General features: G+C 44.1%; 22 protein-coding genes. 17 read left to right on the top strand and 5 right to left on the bottom strand.

Annotation, left to right across the window (positions count from 1 at the left end; translation table 11 throughout):
* The first annotated feature begins 128 nt into the window (after positions 1-128).
* From L0P89_RS10150 to groL, 10 genes are all read left to right on the top strand, one after another.
* Positions 129-1100, top strand: coding sequence for a formylglycine-generating enzyme family protein (locus tag L0P89_RS10150; protein ID WP_235264991.1), 972 nt, complete (start codon positions 129-131; stop codon positions 1098-1100).
* A gap of 6 nt (positions 1101-1106) precedes the next feature.
* Entirely contained in the window at positions 1107-2453 is a 1347-nt protein-coding gene (locus L0P89_RS10145; RefSeq protein WP_235264990.1) for a Gfo/Idh/MocA family protein, read from the top strand.
* 10 nt (positions 2454-2463) lie between these two features.
* Positions 2464-3384: a hydroxypyruvate isomerase family protein gene (locus L0P89_RS10140; protein ID WP_235264989.1), complete on the top strand. Its 921-nt coding sequence runs from the start codon at positions 2464-2466 to the stop codon at positions 3382-3384.
* 95 nt (positions 3385-3479) lie between these two features.
* Positions 3480-4949, top strand: a complete 1470-nt coding sequence (miaB, locus tag L0P89_RS10135) for a tRNA (N6-isopentenyl adenosine(37)-C2)-methylthiotransferase MiaB (protein WP_235264988.1) — start codon at positions 3480-3482, stop codon at positions 4947-4949.
* 196 nt (positions 4950-5145) lie between these two features.
* Positions 5146-6429: a sigma-54 interaction domain-containing protein gene (locus L0P89_RS10130; RefSeq protein ID WP_235264987.1), complete on the top strand. Its 1284-nt coding sequence runs from the start codon at positions 5146-5148 to the stop codon at positions 6427-6429.
* Between the two features lie 76 nt (positions 6430-6505).
* Complete coding sequence (locus tag L0P89_RS10125; protein WP_235264986.1) at positions 6506-7024, top strand: LptE family protein; 519 nt, start codon at positions 6506-6508, stop codon at positions 7022-7024.
* Positions 7025-7028: 4 nt separating this feature from the next.
* The gene (locus L0P89_RS10120; protein ID WP_235264985.1) at positions 7029-7904 is read left to right on the top strand and encodes a hypothetical protein; all 876 of its coding nucleotides are present in this window, start codon (positions 7029-7031) and stop codon (positions 7902-7904) included.
* A gap of 4 nt (positions 7905-7908) precedes the next feature.
* Positions 7909-8280 (top strand): preprotein translocase subunit SecG, encoded by a 372-nt coding sequence (gene secG / locus L0P89_RS10115; protein ID WP_235264984.1) that lies wholly within the window; start codon positions 7909-7911, stop codon positions 8278-8280.
* A 147-nt stretch (positions 8281-8427) separates the two neighbouring features.
* Positions 8428-8706, top strand: a complete 279-nt coding sequence (gene groES, locus L0P89_RS10110) for a co-chaperone GroES (RefSeq protein ID WP_235264983.1) — start codon at positions 8428-8430, stop codon at positions 8704-8706.
* A 21-nt stretch (positions 8707-8727) separates the two neighbouring features.
* Complete coding sequence (gene groL, locus L0P89_RS10105) at positions 8728-10359, top strand: chaperonin GroEL (RefSeq protein WP_235264982.1); 1632 nt, start codon at positions 8728-8730, stop codon at positions 10357-10359.
* Between the two features lie 120 nt (positions 10360-10479).
* Here groL and L0P89_RS10100 read toward each other — a convergent pair whose 3' ends face one another.
* The 4 genes from L0P89_RS10100 to L0P89_RS10085 form a co-directional block, all read right to left on the bottom strand.
* On the bottom strand, positions 10480-11193 hold the full coding sequence (locus tag L0P89_RS10100) for a heavy metal translocating P-type ATPase (RefSeq protein WP_235264981.1): 714 nt from the start codon (positions 11191-11193) through the stop codon (positions 10480-10482).
* On the bottom strand, positions 11193-11552 hold the full coding sequence (locus tag L0P89_RS10095) for a heavy-metal-associated domain-containing protein (protein WP_235264980.1): 360 nt from the start codon (positions 11550-11552) through the stop codon (positions 11193-11195). Before L0P89_RS10095 ends, L0P89_RS10100 begins: the two co-directional genes overlap by 1 nt.
* Positions 11553-11570: 18 nt before the next feature.
* Positions 11571-13814: a TonB-dependent receptor gene (locus L0P89_RS10090; protein ID WP_235264979.1), complete on the bottom strand. Its 2244-nt coding sequence runs from the start codon at positions 13812-13814 to the stop codon at positions 11571-11573.
* Between the two features lie 70 nt (positions 13815-13884).
* On the bottom strand, positions 13885-14289 hold the full coding sequence (locus tag L0P89_RS10085; RefSeq protein ID WP_235264978.1) for an HYC_CC_PP family protein: 405 nt from the start codon (positions 14287-14289) through the stop codon (positions 13885-13887).
* Positions 14290-14417: 128 nt separating this feature from the next.
* Here L0P89_RS10085 and L0P89_RS10080 point away from each other — a divergent pair, with 128 nt between their 5' ends.
* The 7 genes from L0P89_RS10080 (at position 14418) to rodA (ending at position 22128) form a co-directional block, all read left to right on the top strand.
* A complete protein-coding gene (locus L0P89_RS10080) occupies positions 14418-14870 on the top strand; it encodes a GAF domain-containing protein (protein ID WP_235264977.1) in 453 nt (150 codons plus the stop codon).
* Between the two features lie 88 nt (positions 14871-14958).
* Positions 14959-16491 (top strand): bifunctional phosphoribosylaminoimidazolecarboxamide formyltransferase/IMP cyclohydrolase, encoded by a 1533-nt coding sequence (gene purH, locus L0P89_RS10075; protein ID WP_235268023.1) that lies wholly within the window; start codon positions 14959-14961, stop codon positions 16489-16491.
* A 36-nt stretch (positions 16492-16527) separates the two neighbouring features.
* Positions 16528-17556, top strand: coding sequence for a rod shape-determining protein (locus L0P89_RS10070; RefSeq protein WP_235264976.1), 1029 nt, complete (start codon positions 16528-16530; stop codon positions 17554-17556).
* A gap of 47 nt (positions 17557-17603) precedes the next feature.
* A complete protein-coding gene (gene mreC / locus L0P89_RS10065; protein WP_235264975.1) occupies positions 17604-18422 on the top strand; it encodes a rod shape-determining protein MreC in 819 nt (272 codons plus the stop codon).
* Entirely contained in the window at positions 18412-18921 is a 510-nt protein-coding gene (locus tag L0P89_RS10060; RefSeq protein ID WP_235264974.1) for a rod shape-determining protein MreD, read from the top strand. The genes mreC and L0P89_RS10060 overlap by 11 nt, the downstream gene beginning before the upstream one ends.
* Positions 18922-18986: 65 nt before the next feature.
* On the top strand, positions 18987-20855 hold the full coding sequence (locus L0P89_RS10055; protein WP_235264973.1) for a penicillin-binding protein 2: 1869 nt from the start codon (positions 18987-18989) through the stop codon (positions 20853-20855).
* A complete protein-coding gene (rodA, locus tag L0P89_RS10050) occupies positions 20845-22128 on the top strand; it encodes a rod shape-determining protein RodA (protein ID WP_235264972.1) in 1284 nt (427 codons plus the stop codon). Before L0P89_RS10055 ends, rodA begins: the two co-directional genes overlap by 11 nt.
* Here rodA and L0P89_RS10045 read toward each other — a convergent pair.
* Positions 22111-22926 (bottom strand): DNA/RNA non-specific endonuclease, encoded by an 816-nt coding sequence (locus L0P89_RS10045; protein ID WP_235264971.1) that lies wholly within the window; start codon positions 22924-22926, stop codon positions 22111-22113. The two genes, rodA and L0P89_RS10045, sit on opposite strands and share 18 nt — an antisense overlap.
* Positions 22927-22967: the final 41 nt, after the last annotated feature.

Genomic DNA, 22967 nt, shown 5'->3' with positions numbered 1-22967 from the left:
TATCAAAGTTGCGTTAAGTTTGCGTAAAATCATGTAATGGTCTTGCAACAATGCCCATAGAATGGAACCAACCTGCAATAAGATCAAACACAAAACAATATCTTTAGAATTCGAAAAATCAGTTTTCTATGATGAAATTCATGCTTTTGCTGGCAGTCTTTAGTTATTCACCACTGTTCTCCTTTGCACAAAATAGGCCTTTTGAAGCGTACAGTGAATCTATTCCCGCCAGTGAATTGACCATTAACATGGTGCCTATACCCAGCGGCATTTTTTTAATGGGTAGCCCCAACACAGAAAAAGGAAGGCGTGATGATGAAGGCCCTGTAAGAAAAGTTGAGATTGACCCATTCTGGATGGCCTCGCATGAGACCACTTGGGATCTTTACAAACTTTTTATGGCCCGTGAGATAGACAAGAAATCTAGTGACAAGCCCATGGGCCATGAAGTCTCATTGAATATTGATGCCATTGCCGGGGCCACGATTCCTTATGTCGACATCAGTTTCGGCATGGGAACCGAGGGTTACCCAGCAATTTGTATGACCCAATACGCCGCCCTGAAATTCTGTGAATGGCTGTCTGCCCTGACCGGAAACTTTTATAGGCTTCCAACGGAAGCGGAATGGGAGTACGCTGCCAGGGCAGGTACCCAAACCGCTTATTCGTTTGATGGGGAGACATCAAATATTGGTGACTACGCTTGGCATGCTGGCAATAGCAATGGAAAGTATCACGAAGTGGGGTCGAAAAACCCAAATCAGTGGGGATTGTACGATATGCACGGTAATGTTGCCGAATGGACGCTTGACCAATACCTTGACTACAACGGGCAAAAGATAAAAAATCCATGGGCCCGACCTACAAAGACATATCCAAGGGTAGTACGTGGCGGATCATGGAAAGACCCTATCGATAACCTAAGAAGTGCCTCAAGAACGCCTTCATCACCCGATTGGAAAATACGCGACCCCCAGATACCCAAAAGCAAATGGTGGCACACCGATGCATCTTTTGTGGGATTTCGTATTGTACGCCCTTACCACACGCCCAGCGCTGAAGAACAAAAGAAATACTGGAAAGCAAAACACCCAAAATAAACCACAATGAAGAAAAAGACCGAAAAACAAAACGTAAAATCAATTGACCGAAGATCTTTTGTCAAAACCACTGGGCTTGCCAGTGGCGCCTTATTGACCTCTTCGCTGCCCATGTACGGTACGGGGCACCTGAATAGTACAGAAAAATTAAAACTGGCCGTGGTTGGCTGTGGGGGCCGAGGTACGGGAGCCGCCGTTCAAGCCCTGACCGCTGACCCAGATGTTGAGCTGGTGGCCATGGCCGATGCTTTTCAAGATAGGTTGGAAAACAGTCTCGCCGCCATTCAAGAACATTTCGATGGTCAACGCACGGTCAAAGTGAAAGAAGAAAGCCGTTTTACGGGTTTCGATGCCTACAAAAAAGCCATTGACGAAGCCGATGTGGTCATTTTGGCGACACCTCCCGGTTTCAGGCCCCAACATTTTGAATACGCCATTGCCAATGACAAACATGTGTTCATGGAAAAACCGGTGGCAACAGATCCAGTGGGTGTCAGAAGCGTTTTGGCCTCGGCCAAAATTGCCAAGGAAAAACAGCTCAATGTGGTGGTCGGCCTTCAACGCCATTATGAAAACAAATACTTGAAACTGTACGATGAAGTACAAAAAGGAACCCTGGGCAACATTGTTTCAGGGCAAGTGTACTGGAATAGCCAGGGGGTATGGGTACGCCCCAGAACCCCAGAACAGACCGAAATGGAATACCAAATGCGAAATTGGTACTACTTCAACTGGCTCTGTGGCGATCATATTTTAGAGCAGCACATACACAATATCGACGTGGCCAATTGGTTCTTAGGTGAATATCCGGTGACCGCACAAGGCATGGGAGGCCGTGAAATGCGCACTGGCAAAGACCATGGCGAAATCTTTGACCATCATTTTGTAGAATTCACCTACCCGTCAGGTGCAGTGATTTCCAGTCAATGCCGGCACCAAAAAGGCTGTATGAACAGGGTTGACGAGGCCTTTCAGGGCACCACGGGAAGATTGGTCACCAGTCAAGGCTCCATAACCGATCTTGACGGCAATGAACTGTTCAACCATACTACCAATATCGGCGACAAAAAAGACCCAAACCCCTATCAAGTGGAGCACGACCGTCTATTTGCGGCCATCAGAAATAAAGGAGAGGTATTGGCCGATGCCGAGAACGGTGCCAAGGCGACCCTATCTGCCATTATGGGGCGAATGGCCACCTATTCGGGTGATATCATCACTTGGGAACAAGCCCTAAACTCAACAATGAAATTGGTTGAGGACAATTTGGATTGGAATTCAGCCCCGCCCACTCAACCTGATGCAAATGGGCAATACCCAATTCCGAAACCCGGTGTAACCTCTTATACCTAAACCAACAAAAATGAAGCGAAGAAAATTCATGCTTAAATCGGCCTTGACCACGGCAGGTCTGGGGTTGGTACCCCAGCTCATGGCCCAAAAAGGGAAATCCCATACCTCTGCACAGCCCTTCAACCTTAACTATGCGCCCCATTTAGGAATGTTCAAGAATATGGCCGGCGAAGATCCCATTGACCAGCTCAACTTCATGGCCGACCATGGCTTCAAGGCCTTTGAAGACAACGGCATGAAAGGTAGGGACAAGGCTCTACAAGAAAAAATGGCCAGCACTATGAGCAATCGAGGTATGGCCATGGGAGTTTTTGTAGCCCATAGTATCTCTTGGAAAAAGCCTAATCTAGCCAATGGCGATATTGCCCCCAGGAAAAAATTTCTTGCCGAAATCGAAGAATCAGTGGAAGTGGCCAAAAGGGTCAATGCCACATGGATGACCGTAGTGCCGGGGCACACAGACCCAAGACTGAATATAAGCTACCAAACCGCGCATGTGGTCGAAAGTCTAAAAAGGGCATCCGATATTTTGGAGCCGCATGGTTTGGTCATGGTCTTGGAACCGTTGAATTTTAGGGATCACCCCGGATTGTTTTTGACCGAAAGTCCACAGACCTATGAAATTTGCAAGGCCGTAGATTCGCCCGCTTGCAAGATCTTGTTCGATATTTATCACCAACAGATCCAAGAAGGAAACCTAATACCCAATATCGAAGCCTGTTGGGATGAGATTGCCTATTTTCAGATAGGTGACAATCCAGGACGCAACGAGCCTACCACAGGTGAGATCAATTACAAAAATATCTTTAAGCACATCCACCAAAAAGGGTTCAAAGGCATATTGGGCATGGAGCATGGCAACTCCCAGCCCAATGAAAAAGGAGAAAAAGCGGTCATTGAGGCCTATCGAACCGTTGATAATTTTCTTTAAAGCCTGTGGTTCTTTTGACATTTTTTTAACCGCCTATTTTCCTGCCAAATTGTCATAGTTATATAAGATACCCTATCTTTGCAAGCTCATACCCTATGATGATGGATTTCCACAAAGGAAACGAGAAAACAATGGATGAAAGTGTTCAAGGCACCACCTTGACATTGGAAGAAAATAAGCGGAACAATCGTAAGCTCTATATCGAGAGTTACGGCTGCCAAATGAATTTCTCAGACAGTGAGATCGTGGCCTCCATTCTTGCCAGAGAAGGGTTCAATACCACTCAAGAATTGGCCGAGGCCGATTTGGTGCTCGTAAACACCTGTTCGATTCGCGAGAAAGCCGAGCAGACCGTCCGCAAACGATTAGAGAAGTTCAATGCCGTAAAAAAGGTAAATCCGAATATGAAGGTCGGGGTACTTGGATGCATGGCCGAACGATTGAAGAGCAAGTTTCTAGAGGAGGAAAAGATCGTTGACATGGTCGTTGGGCCCGATGCCTATAAAGACTTGCCCAATCTAGTACAGGAAGTTGATGAGGGCCGCAATGCGGTGAACGTCATCTTATCAAAAGAAGAGACCTATGGTGATGTTGCACCGGTACGGTTGAACTCGAACGGGGTTACGGCCTTTGTATCGATTACACGCGGCTGTGACAATATGTGTACGTTCTGTGTAGTGCCCTTTACCCGTGGTCGTGAGCGAAGTCGTGACCCACAATCTATCATAGAAGAAGTAAACGACCTTTGGAAAAAGGGCTTTAAAGAAATAACACTTCTCGGTCAAAACGTGGATAGTTATCTATGGTATGGGGGTGGCCTAAAAAAAGATTTTGCCAAAGCCACTGAGATGCAAAAGGCAACATCGGTGAATTTTGCCAAACTTTTGCAACTGGTCGCACTCGCCCAACCCAAAATGCGAATTCGGTTTTCGACCTCGAATCCGCAAGACATGACATTGGATGTCATTGAGACCATGGCCAAATACGAGAATATCTGCAACTACATTCATTTACCCGTACAAAGCGGCAGTAACCGCATTTTAAAGGCGATGAACCGTCTGCATACCCGTGAAGAATATTTTGAACTTATTGATAATATTCGCAGCATCATTCCCGATTGTGCAATAAGCCAAGATATGATCGCCGGTTTCCCTACAGAAACCGAAGAAGACCATCAAGACACGTTATCATTGATGGAGTATGTAAAATACGACTTTGGATTTATGTTCGCCTACTCTGAGCGTCCGGGTACCATGGCCGCAAGAAAGATGGAAGACGACATCCCCACCGAAATCAAAAAAAGACGCTTACGAGAAATTATCGACCTGCAACAAAAGCATGGTCTCTACCGCACCCAACAACATATCGGGAAAATCGAAGAAGTATTGATTGAAGGAACATCTAAAAAATCAGATGCCCATTGGATGGGGCGAAATTCACAGAACACCGTATTGGTCTTTCCGAAAGAAAACTATAAGGTAGGTGATTTCGTAAATGTGAAAATCAACAATTGCACCTCGGCCACATTGATCGGGGAGGCTGTTGAATTAAGTGAAAATAATTAGTTAACCACCTTAGGGTAAGCTCACGAGGCATTTGTAAGGAAATGACATTGAGATATAGAGGCAAGTCTGAGCAACTTGCCAGACGGCGGTCAGGTCTAAATCTTGATTATTGAGTAACCGTCATTTCGAACGAATTTGGGAAATTTGGATTTCCAGGTCGCGAGGCTTCTTTGAGTTGCTATTTTGAACAAAGAATTTGGAAAACGTACAAGTCATAAAACAACGGTTCGAGCTCATCGGCAACGATGTGAAACTGAACCGTGCTTTAGAAAAAGCCATTCAAGTCGCCCCGACCGATATTTCTGTCTTGGTGACCGGCGAGAGTGGGGTCGGTAAAGAGGCTATACCTAAAATCATACACTCACTATCACACCGTAAGCACGCCAAATACATCGCAGTGAATTGCGGGGCGATACCCGAGGGCACTATCGACAGTGAACTCTTCGGCCACGAAAAAGGTGCCTTTACAGGGGCCACCCAGACCAGAAGAGGCTATTTTGAAGTTGCCGATGGCGGCACCATTTTTTTGGATGAGGTCGGTGAACTTCCATTGACCACACAGGTACGGCTTTTGCGGGTCTTGGAAAATGGCGAGTTTTTAAAAGTGGGGTCTTCACAGGTACAAAAAACCAATGTGCGTATCGTGGCAGCTACCAACATCGATATGTTTGAAGCCATCAAAAGAGGAAAGTTCAGGGAAGACCTGTATTACCGTTTGAGCACTATTGAAATCAATCTGCCCCCACTCCGTGACCGTCGCGAAGACATTCATTTATTGTTCAGGAAATTTGCTTCCGATTTTGGTCAGAAATATAAAATGCCCACCATTAGGCTAGAAAATGATGCCATACAACTTTTGCTCAATTATCGCTGGCCGGGCAACATTCGCCAACTGCGGAACATTGCCGAGCAGATCTCGGTATTGGAAGAAAAACGCATCGTTTCTGCCGCAACATTGAGCACTTACCTGCCAAATGCGAATGCTTCCAACCTACCTGCTGTAGTAAAGTCTGGGAAAAGGGAAGGCGACTTCAGCAACGAGCGCGAAATTCTGTACAAAGTGCTCTTTGATATGAAAAGCGACCTGAACGACCTTAAAAAATTGACCCTTGAACTGCTCAAGAACGATGATGGCCAAAAGGTACAGGAAGAAAACGAAGGACTGATCCGTAAAATCTATGGTGGAAAACAGGCTGATGTTTCAAGTGATGACAGCCATGCCGCCGAAGTGTTGCACCTCCCAGAACCGGTAGAGCAAAATACCAGTTCAATACCTACGACAGCACCTGCCCAGCAAGAAGATCGCTATTCATTTGCCGAAGAAATCGAAGAGGAAGAAACACTATCTTTACAAGAAAAGGAAATCGAACTTATCAAAAAATCGCTCGAACGCAACAATGGTAAGCGAAAAGCCGCAGCGGCCGAATTGGGCATTTCAGAACGCACACTATACCGAAAAATAAAGCAGTATGATTTATAGGTGTTAGGTGTTAGGTGTTAGGTGTTAGGTGTTAGGTGTTAGGTGTTAGGTGTTAGGTGTTAGGAAATAAAAGAAAATGAAAAGAAGAATAACGATAATCGCAATACTGTTCATAGGCTTGGCTTTGAACGGATGTGGAGCTTACAATTTTTCAGGTGCCAGTACGGGAACCGCAGAAAGTTTTCAAGTCAATTTTTTTCAAAACCTTGCCGATCAAAACCCAGGCTCGACCTTTGAGCCCCAATTAGATCGTGATTTCACCATCGCCTTGCAAGATTTGATCGCCAATTTGACCAGTTTGACACTGACCAACAGCAACGGCGACCTGTTATATGAAGGTGAAATCGTCGAATATCGAGTTGCGCCGATGACGGCCACAGCCAACCAGACCGCCGCACAAAACCGACTGACCATGACCGTTCAGGTACGGTTCTACAACAAGACCAAAGAAGATTCCGATTTCGATAGACGATTTTCGTTTTTCTATGATTTTGATGCCTCCCAATTGTTGGAATCGGTAAAAAGTGAGGCTCACGAAGTGCTTTTCGAGCGAATCACCCAAGATATTTTTAATGCCTCATTGGCCGATTGGTAAATCCATGAACGTACAAGACTTCATAGAGCTCCTTCAAAAATCAGGAACAATCTTATCGCCCAGACAAACCCGGGAGCTTGAAGAAATCTTGGATGAATACCCTTATTTTCAAGCTGCACGCGCCCTGCATTTGAAGGGTTTGAACCAATTAAAAAGCTATAAGTACAACAATGCCCTAAAATTTACAGCTGCACAAACAGCTGATAGGGAGGTATTGTTCGATTATATAACCAGCAATGACTTTTTGCAACATCAGATTGCCGATACGCTCGTGGGCAGAACTGCCGATATCAATGACAGCGAAGTAACGGCAGAAGAAGTAGAGCCCAATCCTCAGATTGAAACATTGGTTCCTGAAACACAAGAGGCTCCTTTGCCACAAAATGTAAAAGATGCAGAGCAGATATTGAATCCGGCCCTGTTCAAGACCGCAGAACAAAAAGAAAATTCTGAAGAGGTTCCAGATAGCGATGGCGGCCAACTTGACATGGGAAAACCGTTGTCTTTTACCAAAGGCGAAAAGCATTCTTTTATGGAGTGGCTGCAATTGGCTTCCCAAAAGCCGATTAGACGGGAACAAGTTGCTGAAGCATCTGAAAGAAAGAAAAAGTTTGAACTTCTTGATAAGTTTATCGAATCAAACCCCAAGATTGTTCCCAAAGAATCCGAGGCATCCAAAATCGATATCAAAGATTCGGTCAAGCTAGATAAAAACGAGTTGATGACCGAGACTTTGGCCAAGGTTTATTTAGAGCAGAAAAAGTACAAAAAGGCCATTCAGGCCTACAATATCTTGAGTTTGAAATATCCGGAAAAAAGTGGTTTCTTTGCAGACCGAATTCGAGCAGTGAAAAGACTGCGTGAAGAAAACAAAGAATAGTGTTATGGGCACATTTACAATATTTTTGGTATTGATCATATTGGTCTGCCTTTTACTGGTCTTGGTCATCATGGTACAAAATCCGAAAGGTGGAGGGCTCTCTTCTTCCTTTGGAGGTGGCGGCAGCCAAATTGTTGGAGGGGTCAAGAAAACGGGTGATTTTTTGGATAAAAGCACATGGACCTTGGCCACGCTGCTGATTGTTTTGATCCTGCTTTCAAATGTAGCCCTTAAGGGAAGCTATGGACAAGCCGATTCTAAACTTTTAGATGGTGATGATATTGAGACCACTATACCTGAAACGGTTCCTGAAGAAGTACCTGAAGAGACACCGGCCAATGGTTCGGGAACAAATCCATTGGATACCATCCAATAGTTCAGTATGACAATTTTTAGTATAAGTGCCAGCTTAAATGACAAGCTGGCATTTTAGTTTTAACAGAATGTCAGTTTTTGTGCCGTGGCACAATTTCTGCCAATAACAATGAAGATTTTTAAAAACTAATACCTAAAAAATAGAAATATGGCTAAAGTTAACATCAAACCATTGGCAGACAGAGTTCTCATAGAGCCAATGGCCGCCGAGACCAAGACTGCTTCGGGTATCATCATTCCCGACACTGCCAAAGAAAAACCCCAAAAAGGAAAGGTGATTGCCGTGGGCCCTGGCACCAAAGATGAAAAAATGACCGTAAAAAACGGAGATACCGTACTCTATGGCAAATACTCCGGGACGGAATTGAAACTTGACGGCGTCGATTATCTCATGATGCGCGAAAGTGACATTTTAGCAATTGTATAACCAGAAAATCAACTATAGAAAATGGCAAAAGATATAACATACGATATTGACGCACGCGATGGTCTCAAGAAAGGTGTTGACGCCCTGGCCAATGCGGTAAAGGTAACGTTGGGCCCTAAGGGAAGAAACGTTATCATCACCAAATCATTCGGCGCACCCCAAGTCACCAAAGATGGGGTGACGGTGGCCAAAGAGATCGAGTTGGAGAATGCACTCGAAAATATGGGTGCCCAAATGGTAAAAGAGGTTGCCTCTAAAACCAATGATCTTGCTGGTGACGGAACGACCACGGCAACGGTTCTTGCACAGGCCATTGTCAAGGAAGGTTTGAAAAACGTAGCCGCAGGAGCCAACCCAATGGACCTCAAAAGAGGTATTGATAAGGCCGTAGATGCAGTGGTGGCAAACTTGGCCAAGCAGTCAAAGAAAGTAGGCGATTCAATGGAAAAAATCAAACAAGTGGCCGCCATCTCCGCCAACAACGATGAAACCATTGGTGACCTGATCGCACAGGCCTTCGAAAAAGTGGGCAAAGAAGGTGTTATCACCGTTGAAGAGGCCAAAGGCACCGACACCTATGTCGATGTCGTTGAGGGTATGCAGTTCGATCGGGGTTATCTCTCACCATATTTTGTGACCGACTCTGAAAAAATGGTCGCAGAATTGGACAACCCGTACATCTTGCTTTTCGACAAGAAGATTTCTGCAATGAAAGACCTACTTCCTGTATTGGAGCCTGTGGCCCAATCGGGAAAACCCTTGTTGATCATTGCCGAAGACGTTGATGGTGAAGCATTGGCCACTTTGGTAGTGAACAAATTGAGAGGTTCTCTGAAAATCGCTGCCGTTAAGGCCCCTGGTTTTGGTGACCGCAGAAAGGCGATGTTAGAAGATATTGCCATTTTGACCAACGGTACCGTAATTTCTGAAGAAAGAGGATTTTCTTTAGAGAACGCCACCATTGATATGTTGGGCTCTTGTGAAAAAGTGTCCATTGACAAAGACAATACCACTTTGGTGAACGGATCTGGTGCTGCCAAAAATATCAAGACCCGAGTCAACCAAATCAAATCTCAAATCGAGACGACCACTTCTGATTATGACAAAGAAAAACTTCAAGAGCGTTTGGCCAAATTGGCCGGTGGTGTTGCCGTACTGTACGTCGGTGCCGCTTCTGAGGTTGAGATGAAAGAAAAGAAAGACCGTGTAGATGATGCTTTGCATGCCACAAGGGCTGCCGTCGAAGAAGGCATTGTCGCCGGCGGTGGTGTGGCATTGGTACGTGCCAAATCTTTGCTTTCAAAAGTCGATACTGATAACGAAGACGAAGCCACTGGCTTACAAATCGTGGCGCGGGCCATCGAATCTCCATTGAGAACCATTGTTGAAAATGCTGGTGGCGAGGGCTCTGTGGTCGTTGCCAAAGTAATGGAAGGCAAGGGTGACTTCGGATACGATGCCAAGGCAAGTAAATATGTAGAGATGATGAAAGCCGGTATCATCGACCCGACCAAAGTAACCCGAATCGCTTTGGAAAATGCCGCTTCGGTCGCCGGAATGATTTTGACCACTGAATGTGCCTTGACAGATATCAAGGAAGATAATCCAGCTCCAGTAATGCCAGGTGGCGGTGGCATGCCCGGAATGATGTAGTTTACAACACGATCAAGCTTTGATTAAGCTTGTTCGTGCATTGACCAAATAATTGAATCCCATTTCTAGAGTTCTAGAAATGGGATTTTTTTATTGAACCTGCTGGGAACCCTTTTTTCCTCAAAACATGGCCAACATAGAAACCGCCATAACCAACATAATGGCATTTTCAATAAAGGTCGCCTCGGTCATGGGCAGGTTGAGGGCTGTGCCCAAACAGGCACAACGTATGCTTTTTTTATCGAGCAAGGCTTTGGAGACACCATAAGTGGTAATGCCCAAAAGTACGATCGTGGCGATCAGTGCCACCTCAATATTGTATCGCATCAAAAACATAAGTCCAAGTGCCAGTTCCAAGAACGGATAAGCCCAACCGTATGCCGGAATCGCTTTCGCCAAGGGGTCATACATTCTAAAACTCTCTGGAAATCCCTTTAAATCCAAAAACTTGAAGAAACTAAAAACAATATAGAACAACCCCATGAAGTCGAGCATCGCCTCCCCAATGTTCCACTCTTTATAGTTCAACAAGAAAGAAGCCACAAACAGGTAAGCAAAAATCAAGAATAGTGGTTGAAGCTGCCTTAACTTTGACTTTTTTTGTGGCAAGGGCATCTCAACATGGTGATCTTCCTTTTCATCAAGTGTATATTTTTCAATAAGGGCATGCTTCAGTTTCTGGATCGGCACATGGTCGTGCATGGTGATTTCGGCCTCTGCCTTCTCTAAATCAACCTCAACCGATAGCACCCCATCTACTTTTGAAAGCTTCTCTTTTACAGATGAGGCACAGCCTTCACAGGTCATTCCCTTAACCGAATAGACATGTCTCATCACCGGTGCTTGCCACTATCATCAGTACTGTTTTCACGATATCTACAGCATGGATGAATATTATCATACGCCTCTTGGGTGGCCTTCAATTCTTTGGTGTCATGGCCGACCGCTACCAATGCCGACTTGATTTCCATGGCATTGGTCTTTCGTTCATCGACCACCAAAGAAAGTTGATGGGTGGGAATATCCCAAACTGCATATTTCACCCCGTCGACACCTAAAGCGGCCTTCTCGATTCGATTTTTGCACATGTCACACTTGCCATCGACCTCAAAGGCCATTTTCTTGTTCTTTTCTTGCGCATATCCCGCAAAGGAAACAGCTAAAAAGGTCAAAATCAGTATACTATTTTTCATGTCAGATAATTTTTAATTTCACGATTTAAATCTAAATCCTGCATAGACCATTCGACCCAAAATAGGTGCAAATACAATGGTAGTATCAAAATTAGGGCCAAAAGGGTCTTCTGCGCCCAAAACAGGATTTCCTTGTCTAAAATTAGTCAAATTCTCACCCCCGAGATATACTTCAAACTTTTTTGAAAAGACCTTGGTCACTTGGGCATTCATCAAGCTATACCCATCGGCAAAATCTCCAAGTTGAAATTCAACAGCATTTGATGCGGTATTTGGCAACCGCTGTCGGCCCAAAGTATGCAACGTATAATCAAAACGCCATTGAGCGCCATTTTCCTTGACCTCGGTGTTGTATCCCAAATTCGCAAAATATCGGTTCTGGGCCTGTAAGGGCCTTTGCAGCAAGCCGGTTTGATAATCGGTTTTTACATCATAGTATTTGTACGCTGTTCGCAGCTCTAGCTTCGGAAGCAATTCGTAATTCAGTTCTATTTGAAGGCTATTGGCATAACTTTCCCCTTCGAGGTTATAGAAAGCTATTTCCCTCGAATTCTCCCAGTCGACGACTACCTGATTCTCAAAATCGGTTCGGTAAAAATCCACTGAAAAATTGCCAAGCCTTTCAAAGAGCGTAAAACCCTGTAAAAAGCTTACACCAAAGTTCATTGCTTTCTCGGCATCAAAACCATAGATGTTGCCCCCATTGCCAAAAAGCTGAATGGCCCTTGAAGAGGCAAACAGCTGCTGATTCTCGGCAAAAATATTCGCCGCCCTTCTGCCAAGGCCGAAAGACCCTCTCAGGCTTCCCCGTTCCCAAGGGGTATAGCGTATGTGAAACCTCGGGGTAAAGAAATTGCCCAAGCGGTTATGGGTATCAAAACGAAGACCAGCGGTCAAATTCACCCTTTCTAGATCATCGTAGTTATATTCAAAAAAAGCACCTGCAGATTTATCGACCCGTGAGAAATTATTCTCGTTGACCACTTCATCATACCCATCATACGTCAGATTAAGTCCGGCTTTGAACTTATGCTTGGTGTTGTTGATGATAGAGTTGAAAATCAAGTTCGAATACAGGCTCTCATGGTCAATATCATACACATTGAAACCATAGTACGAATCTTGTCTATGATTACTGTAAGACGCTTGAAAGCCAAAGCTCTGAAAGGGTAATTCTGGAAATACATAGCCCAGTTTCATCGATGAATCAAAACGCTTGGTGTTGATTTCGCTACCCCAAGAATTCGTAGTGAACCTATCTGTACCAGGATCGAAATTCTCTTGGCCCACTTGTTTTTCGTCGTTCAAGAAGCGTACGTTCAAAAAGCTCACCCATCCCTTTTCAACATTTTGGTATTGCCATCGATTCTGTACATTGATCTGATTTGAGAGCGGTACATCCAAAAATCCGTCGTCATTCATATCAACCTCTACGGTGCGCTGATTACCATGAAGGTAAAGGCCCGTGCTCCATTTATCTGAAAGCTTATGGTTGAGGTGGGTATTCAGTTCTAACCTACCGTTTAGATTCGCATAACCGTTCACAAAAATGGGTGTGTCGGTAAAGGGTTTCACCAGCTCAGTATTGATCTGCCCAGAGATACTCTCGTAACCATTGACTACACTACCCGCACCTTTGGTGATTTGAATACTCTCTATCCAGGTGCCAGGGGTAAAGGTCAATCCATACGTCTGGGAGGCTCCCCTGACCATCGGAATGTTCTCTTGGGTTATCAAAAGATAGGGGCTGGTCAACCCCAACATCTGAATTTGTTTGGTGCCCGTCAGCGCATCATTGAAGTTCACATCGATTGCCGGATTGGTCTCAAAGCTTTCTGAAAGGTTACAACAAGCCGCCTTCAACAATTCTGCACTATTGATCGTGACCACGTTCTGGGCAGAAAAATAGGCCTTCTGCACTGCATCGCGCTCTTTTTGCACCACCACCTCATCCAATTGGTTTGAGGGCTTCAGCCAATGGTGCACCATTTTGGGTTCATCTATGGTCAGTGTATCTGTTTTAAAGCCCACATAGCTGATGACCAATTTATTGTATTCTTTGCTATAGGGAATTGAAAAAAGGCCCTTTTGGTCGGTAATCGTTCCGATAGGGGAATTCAACCAGTACACATTGGCACCGGCAAGGCCAATATGCTTGTTTTCGTCATTGGCCTCCATTACCATGCCCTCAATTTTTTCTTGGGCCGATAACAGTAAGCCGTTCAGTAAAAATATGGCGAAAAGCCATTTGAGTATTTTCATTTTGAATTTGATTTAATTGTACATGAACAAGAAGCTTCCACTTCTGAAAATCAATAAAAGTCACGTACGATCAAATCAGGAAAACCTCGTGCAAAATATTTAAATCTTGTACCAGTAAGGGAGGTGGATATTGTGTGAAAGGAACAGGTGGTTCCCCTAAATCGATGAACAGATGATAATACGACTGGGCAAAAGCGACCCAAAAAACCTGTTGCTCCAATTGCAGGTCATCCCATGTCAATTTTAAATCATCTTGCCCTTCAATGGTAAAGGTCTCGTCATCGCAACAATGATGTTTGTCAGCATCCAAGAATTGGCCGGCCATCTCCATGCCACAGTCCTCGGCTTCGACAAAAAAGGAAACATCCATCACACGGCCCATGCAAAGATGCTTATCGACTGTCCACGAAACGGTCGATAGCAATAGCATGAGTGCCATTGTCGTGGCGAAAATCTTATGTGCGAGCGATTTCACGGAACAAATTTACAAAATATTGGTTTTTAGCTATAAAAGCACAAGCCCATTAACCAAATTTTGGCAATTGGCAAGTTGTAAGTTTTGTCTATTTACTCGACTTTTACAGTTCTATATTCCGATTCAATATGTTTGATACGATTCGTAAATCAATCAACGAAATTCTTGACGATAACGGTGACAATGCTACCAAAAAAATGCAAGATATCTGCAACTTGCTCCGTGATAATGTTACCTATTATGACTGGGTCGGCTTCTATTTCAAAAATGGTGATAGACGTGAATTGAAATTGGGCCCTTATGCAGGTGAACCGACCGACCATACCATCATTCCCTTTGGAAAAGGAATATGTGGGCAAGTAGCGGTGAGCAATGAAAATTTTGTGGTACCTGACGTATCGGCCCAAGACAATTATATCGCTTGCAGTTTGACCGTTAAATCTGAGATTGTGGTGCCCCTGTTCAAAAATGGCGAGAATATCGGCCAAATCGACATCGATTCAAACACTCCCGACCCTTTTACCCAAGAAGACGAACGCTTTTTAGAATGGGTCAACCAAAAAGTGGCCGAGATTCTTTAAAACTTACCCCCTTTTGTTGATAATCCATTTCGATTCATCGCTCTAAAAAAGGTAAATTTGGTGCTTTATTTTCATGCAGCATATTACCATGGACACCAACAAAAAAGCCATTTCGGCGCTTATTTCCGTTTTTCATAAAGATGGTCTCGAACCTATCGTAAAAAAACTTGATGAACTGGGGGTTACCCTGTACTCTACGGGAGGCACAGAAAAATTTATCAGAGACTTTGGCATTGAGGTCATCGCGGTCGAGGATGTCACGAGCTATCCCTCCATTTTGGGCGGGCGCGTCAAAACCTTGCACCCAAAAGTGTTTGGGGGCATCTTGAACCGACAAGACCATGAAGGCGATGTAGTACAAATGGAAGAATTCGACATTCCACAGTTAGATATTGTCATCGTAGATCTTTATCCCTTCGAAAAAACGGTAGCGAGTGGCGCTTCAGAACAAGACATCATCGAAAAGATCGATATTGGCGGCATTTCACTTATTCGTGCCGCGGCCAAAAACTATAGAGATGTATTCTGTGTGTCGTCCATGGAAGATTATGCAGAATTTCTCGAAATCATTTCTGAAGAAAACGGCACCACTACCTTAGCGCAACGAAAACGTTTTGCTGCCAAAGCCTTCAACATTTCGTCACATTATGATTCAGCTATTTTCAATTATTTCAATAAAGACCAAAAGTTGGCGGCATTGAAAATCAGTGAGACCCAAGGAAAAGTGCTCCGTTATGGCGAGAATCCACACCAAAAAGGATTTTTCTTTGGCGATTTTGACACCATGTTCGACCAACTGCATGGCAAAGAGCTTTCTTACAACAATCTATTGGACGTTGATGCTGCCGTCAATCTGATGGAAGAATTCAAAAACGACAATCCCACCTTTGCCATATTGAAGCACAACAACGCCTGTGGCCTGGCCACACGAGATACCACCAAACAGGCCTATATCGATGCATTGGCCGGTGATCCCGTTTCCGCTTTTGGGGGAATTTTGATCAGTAACCGCGAGATAGACAAAGACACTGCTGAGGAAATTCACAAATTGTTCTGCGAAGTGGTCATTGCCCCAAGCTACGGTGATGAAGCATTGAAAATCCTCAAAGGGAAAAAGAACCGCATTTTGCTCATACAAAAAGAAGTGGAACTTCCCCAAACATTGGTAAGAACCTGTCTCAACGGCATGTTGGTGCAGGACAAGGATTTCAAAACAGATTCCCTTGCTGATGTAAAAACCGTCACAGACAAAACACCTAGCTCCGAAGAATTGGAAGACCTCATCTTTGCCTCGAAATTGTGCAAGCACACCAAAAGCAACACTATCGTCTTGGCCAAGAACAAACAATTGTGTGCAAGCGGCACGGGACAGACCTCACGTGTCGATGCATTGAACCAAGCCGTGCACAAAGCAAAATCATTTGATTTTCAACTCGAGGGTGCGGTAATGGCAAGCGATGCATTTTTTCCATTTCCCGACTGTGTTGAGATTGCACATAAGGCGGGCATCACAGCTGTAATACAACCTGGTGGTTCTATAAAAGACGAATTGAGCATTGATTATTGCAATCAAAATGGCATGGCCATGGTCATGACGGGCACACGTCATTTTAAGCATTAATTTTGCTACATTTGCCGATAAACCTGATTAACGCTTATGGGATTCTTTGATTTCATGACCGAGGAGATTGCCATTGACCTCGGTACCGCAAACACCCTCATCATACATTTAGACAAAGTGGTGGTTGACAGTCCGTCAATTGTAGCGCGTGACCGAATATCGGGCAAAATCATAGCCGTGGGTCGCGAGGCCAGTATGATGCAGGGCAAGACACATGAGAACATCAAGACCATACGCCCGCTCAAAGATGGGGTCATCGCAGACTTTGACGCTTCTGAAAAGATGATCAACATGTTCATCAAAAATATTCCGGCGTTGAAGAAAAAGTGGTTTCCACCAGCGCTTCGAATGGTGATTTGTATTCCTTCGGGCATCACAGAGGTTGAGATGCGGGCCGTTCGCGAATCTGCAGAGCGGGTAAATGGCAAAGAGGTCTATCTAATACACGAGCCCATGGCCGCCGCTATAGGTATCGGTTTGGATATTATGCAGCCCAAAGGCAATATGATCGTTGACATTGGGGGTGGTACCACAGAGATAGCCGTTATTGCCTTGGGAGGGATCGTCTGCGACAAATCGGTCAAGATTGCGGGTGACGTTTTCACCAATGATATTATATACTATATGCGCACCCAGCACAATTTGTATGTGGGTGAAAGTACCGCCGAGGCCATCAAGATAGAAATAGGATCGGCCATAGAAGATTTAAAATCACCTCCAGAGGATAAGCAAATACAAGGCCGTGATCTTTTGACCGGAAAACCAAAGCAAGTTTCCATATCATACCGCGAAATTGCCAAGGCCCTTGACAAAAGTATTTTGCGTGTCGAAGATGCCGTTATGGAGACGCTTTCACAGACCCCACCTGAATTGGCGGCCGACATATATAACACAGGAATTTATTTGGCCGGGGGCGGTTCAATGCTGAGGGGGCTTGACCGCAGGCTTTCCCAAAAAACAGACCTGCCCGTTTATATTGCCGAAGACCCGCTTCGTGCCGTTGTAAGGGGTACCGGCATTGCCCTCAAAAACCTTGAACGCTACAAAAGCATTTTAATCAAGTAGGCTCTCAGGCATTCATGTCTGAAACGGGGCGATAAAGACAGAGTTGAATGCAACAGATCATCAATTTCATTTTGCGCTATAGAAATTCATTTCTATATGCTTTTTTAGGATTGGTTGCCATTGCATTGACCGTTCGCTCACATTCGTACCATCAATCAAAGTTCTTCAACTCATCAAAATGGTTGACGGCCAACACCTACAGAATCTCCAATAATATTTCTTCCTATTTTGACCTGAGAAACGAAAACGAAAAGTTGTCAGAAGAAAACAGGGCATTGCGACAACTTCTTTTCAATCAAGAACAGTCTTACGGGGAACCTTTGGATTCCACACAAATAAACTACAAAGTAATTCGGGGAAAAGTGATTAAAAATAGTTATACCTCACTGCGTAATTATGTTACCATCGACATAGGTAAAAACCAAGGGGTAAACCAAGACATGGGTGTCATTACCTCACAGGGAATCTTGGGCATTGTCGAGAACACTTCGAACAGCCATTCGACCGTTCAAAGCATACTCAATATCAAGTCGAACATCAATGCAAAGGTCAAGAACACCAACTACTTTGGCTCTTTGGTATGGGACGGAGATTATTATGATGCAGTGCAATTAACCGACATTCCACGGTTGGTGCCCCTTGTGGTGGGCGACACCATCATTACTGGGGGTATGTCGAGTATCTTTCCTGAGGGCATTCCTATCGGCACTATCAAAAAATACGAATTGAACACCGCTCAAAGTTTCTATGATATTGAAGTCTCCCTTTTCAATGATATGGCCAATATTGGATATATATATGTCATTGAGAATTTTGACCGGCCCGAAATTTTAGAATTGGAATCCCAGACAAACGATGCTCAATAATATAATAGCCATAAATATTGTTCGATTCGTTCTCTTGGTTTTGGCCCAAGTGCTTGTCTTCAACCATTTGAACTTTTTTGGTTCGATAAATCCGATGGTCTACATTATCTTTTTGTATTGGTACCCGATTCGCGAAAACAGGGCTATTTTTCTTCTTGCCAGTTTTCTATTGGGCCTATCGGTAGATATATTTTCAGATACGTTGGCCCTACATGCCTTTTCTACACTTACCATTGCCTACGCCAGACCCGTGATCATGCGATTTTGTTTCGGAGTAAACTATGAATTTCAAACCTTTACCTTTAATAATACCACTCGTATACAGCGTATTACATTTTTAGCATTGTTGGTACTTACACACCATTTGGTATTCTTCACGCTAGAAATTTTAAGTTTATCGCATATCCTATTACTTTTGAAGAAAGTTTTGCTCACCAGCATCTTGACCATTTTTGTCTGTGTCTTGCTCAGTTCTCTTTTTACTGTAAAGACTGAATAAAATGACTGTTGTAGCGTTCTTATATCAAGGTTAAGGCCAAATAACTCTTTCGCTGAAGAATCACTATGAAAAAGTTACTGCTCTCGTCGATCATCATCATCATAGGCATCACCTATTTGGGCAGGCTATCGTATCTGCAATTGTTCAGGTTCTCACCGAATCAGATTTTGGAAGATCCTGCGATAAAGGCCATATACGATTATCCTGAACGGGGCTATATCTATGACCGTAACGGTGAACTCTTTGTCGGTAACCAACCGGCCTACGATGTGATGGTCATCCCGCGAGAGGTAAAACCATTGGACACCTTAGAGTTCTGCGGACTTTTAGATATCGATAAACAGACCTTTATCGATAGAATGCTGAAAGCTAAGCGTTATTCACCAAGATTGCCTTCGGTTTTGGTACCCCAATTGTCAAAAGAAGATTATGCCAAGCTACAAGAAAAAATGAGAAGATTTACTGGATTTTACATCCAGAAACGATCATTGCGCTACTATGCCACGAATAGCGCAGCCAATGTTTTGGGCTATATCAGTGAGGTGAGCGAGTACGACTTGAAAAAAAACCCTTACTACGAGGCGGGTGAGCTTATGGGGCGAACAGGCATTGAAAAACAATATGAAGATGTCTTAAGGGGAAGAAAAGGTGTAAAATATATTCAAAAAGACCGTTTCAACAGAGACATTGGCCCGTACAAGGATGGAAAGCTTGATACCCTGCCAGAACTTGCTAAAGAATTGCACATTACGATTGACAAGGAGTTGCAAGAGTATGGTGAACGGTTGATGCATGGCAAACGAGGGGGTATTGTGGCCATCGAGCCCAGTTCAGGTGAGATATTGAGCATGATATCAGGGCCTACCTACGACCCCTCTCTTTTAGTGGGCCGTAAGCGCTCTGCCAACTATACCAAGTTACACTACGATACCATTTCAAAACCTACTTGGGATCGTTCCATTTTGGCAGAACCTTCTCCTGGATCGCCTTTCAAGACCCTCAATGCATTGGTCGCCCTTCAAGAAGGGGTTATAGATTCTGAGACCAAATTCACCTGTTATAATGGTTTTTATGTGGGCAACAAAAAAAGGGGATGCCACTGTGGTGGTGGAATCAGGGACATGAATTCTGGTATTTTTCGTTCGTGCAACGCTTATTTTGCTGGTACTTTTCGAAAAATATATGGCAAATTCGCCACCACCGATGAGGGCATGGATGTTTGGGAAAAACACGTTAAAAGCTTTGGGCTGGGCAACTATTTAGGTACCGATTTGCCGACCGGAAGACCAGGTAGAATTCCGGGCAAGGAATACTACGATAAGTGGTATGGTGATAACCGATGGGCATCATCAACCATTATTTCAAATTCTATCGGTCAGGGCGAAGTGGCCGCTACGCCATTGCAATTGGCCAATATGACCGCTGCCATTGCCAACAAAGGTTATTATTACACCCCTCATATCATCAAAAAAATAGGTGCTTCGGGCAGCATTGATCCAAGATTCACCGAAAGACGTTACACAACCATCGATAGAGAGCACTTCGATCCTGTCATTGAAGGCATGGCCAATGTCTATAAGTATGGCACAGCAAAATGGATACGAATACCCGATATCGAAATTGCCGGAAAAACAGGAACGGTAGAAAACTTCACGAGAATTGACGGTGAACGGGTGCAACTTACCGATCACTCTGTTTTTGTAGCCTTTGCCCCAGTTGAAAATCCTAAGATTGCCCTTGCCGTCTACATTGAAAATGGCTACTATGGGGCACGATATGCAGGTCATATTGCCTCGCTTCTGATCGAAAAGTACATTAAAAGGAAAATCACCCGTAAGGACCTAGAGAAAAAAATGCTTGAAAAAACCTTGGAGCATGAGTATGTCAAGCCGTATAGCGGTGAACCTTTCAAGATAAACGAGTATGTCTGGTAAGAATGTACTGAGAAGATTAGACTGGCTCACGGTTTTCTTTTATGTTCTTTTAGTATTTACCGGTTGGATCAATATTTACTCAACTACTTTAGGGGAGGATCACACCTCTATTTTTGATTTTTCGACCCTTTATGGCAAACAGCTGTTTTTCATCATATTCAGTCTAATCGTTGCCTTTTTGGTGTTTTTTGTCGAAAGTGGATTTTTTGAACGGTTTGCAAGTATCTTTTACTTGATCTCATTGGTTTTGTTGCTCGGTCTGTTTCTTTTTGGAAAGACTATAGCCGGGGCAACCTCTTGGTATGATTTGGGGTTTTTTAACCTGCAGCCTTCAGAGTTGGCAAAAGTCACGACAGCACTTGCCCTTGCCAAATATCTCAGTGATATTCAAACTGATATCAAAAACAGAAAGCATCAGCTATATGCGGCACTGATTATTTTGGTGCCCGCTTTATTGATACTGCCCCAACCCGATCCAGGAAGTGCCCTGATATTTTCTTCATTGTTTTTTGTTCTTTTCAGGGAAGGATTGCCCCTATATTATTTTTTGATCCCGATTGTTTTAGTGGTTCTTTTTGCCGCTACCTTGATGTATGGCACCGTATGGGTCGCAATAGGCCTGGTTCTCTTGCTCACTTTGGTGTTTCTCTTTAAAAAACCTTCGGTTAAGATTCCTGTCCTGCCCCTTAGCATTACGTTAATCATTTCGGTACTCTTCTCACTATCGGTCAACTTTGTTTTTGAGAACGTATTCGAGCAGCGCCACCGTGACCGCTTCGCCCTCTGGCTGGGATTGGAAAAAGATGAGAACAAGTTAGATCAAATACGAAAGACCATCGGTTACAATACCTACCAGTCTGAAAAGGCCATTGAGTCTGGAGGTTTCTTTGGAAAAGGTTTTTTAGAGGGCACCCGAACAAAAGGAGATTTTGTGCCCGAACAACATACCGATTATATTTTCAGCTCAGTGGGTGAAGAATGGGGGTTCATCGGCACGGCTGCGGTCATCTTGATTTTTTCCTTTTTCTTTCTTCGTTTGATCGGTCTTGCAGAAAGACAAAAAAACACCTTTGGGCGAATGTTTGGCTATGGGGTCATTTCCATCCTTTTTATACACTATGCCATAAACATTGGTATGGTCATCGGGCTTTTGCCCACCATCGGTATCCCGCTTCCCTTTTTCAGCTATGGTGGATCGGGCATGGTTTTCTTTACCCTATTGCTCTTTATCTTTCTAAAACTCGATTCAAACCGTTTACGGGAAGGTATTTGAAAACGGCCAAGGCGAAGTGTCGATATTCCTTTCAATTCTACTTTGAAACTGCTCCGGCATTTTCTCAAAAAAATCGATTCCGGTAACGCTTTCAAGACTGTCCAAAGCAACCACAAATGTGTTCAATTTGGCAGTTGTCTCAGCATGTGGGAGCAAAAAAGCCAGCACATGTAATTCATTACCATCCTCACGAAAGACAACCTTATAGAAATATTGGGGCACATCGACTCCCTCATCGCCTATCTCCTTTAATCCAGGTTCGAGAACACCCCCCGTTATGACATTGAGTTCACCATATCTTTTGCCCCAATATCGCACCTGTTGCTCCAGTCGGTTCCAAACCCCGGCATTAAAATCTTTTTTCTGCGGGGCAATGTTACTGGTATAGAATGTTTCGTTGTAGGCTTGCTCTGAAAACCGTCTATCACCCGCGGGGCATAAATGGCCCCGGTCGTAACCTGAACCTTTATAATTGCGCCAATCTGCTGATTTTGTTCTTACCTTGGGGTCTTCAACAAAGTAGGGCCGCTCCCTATCATCATAGGTAAGGTGCTCTTTCAATAGCCGGTAAGCTACCCATTCGGCCTGTTCGTATGGCTCACTGTACGAGAGCATATAGTTTTGGTGTTCCACCAGCTGGTCCAAAGACGAACTGGGCAAAAATTGTTCTTCAAAAGGAAGGCTAGGTGTACTTTCTTTTTTGGGAGAATAGGGCGCCGGGGTATAAAAGTTTTCAAACAGCCAAAAACCGATAATACAAATAATCAATAAGAGTGTATAAACGGCTTTTCTGCTCATAGGAAAATTTGCTCCAAAGATACGGTTGCATTTTATTTTTA

Origin of the sequence: Muricauda sp. SCSIO 65647 (genome assembly GCF_021534965.1) — a bacterium.
Lineage (GTDB): Bacteria > Bacteroidota > Bacteroidia > Flavobacteriales > Flavobacteriaceae > Flagellimonas_A.
The sequence above is the reverse complement of the archived record's forward strand: the minus strand, read 5'-3'. Positions and strand labels throughout refer to the sequence as shown.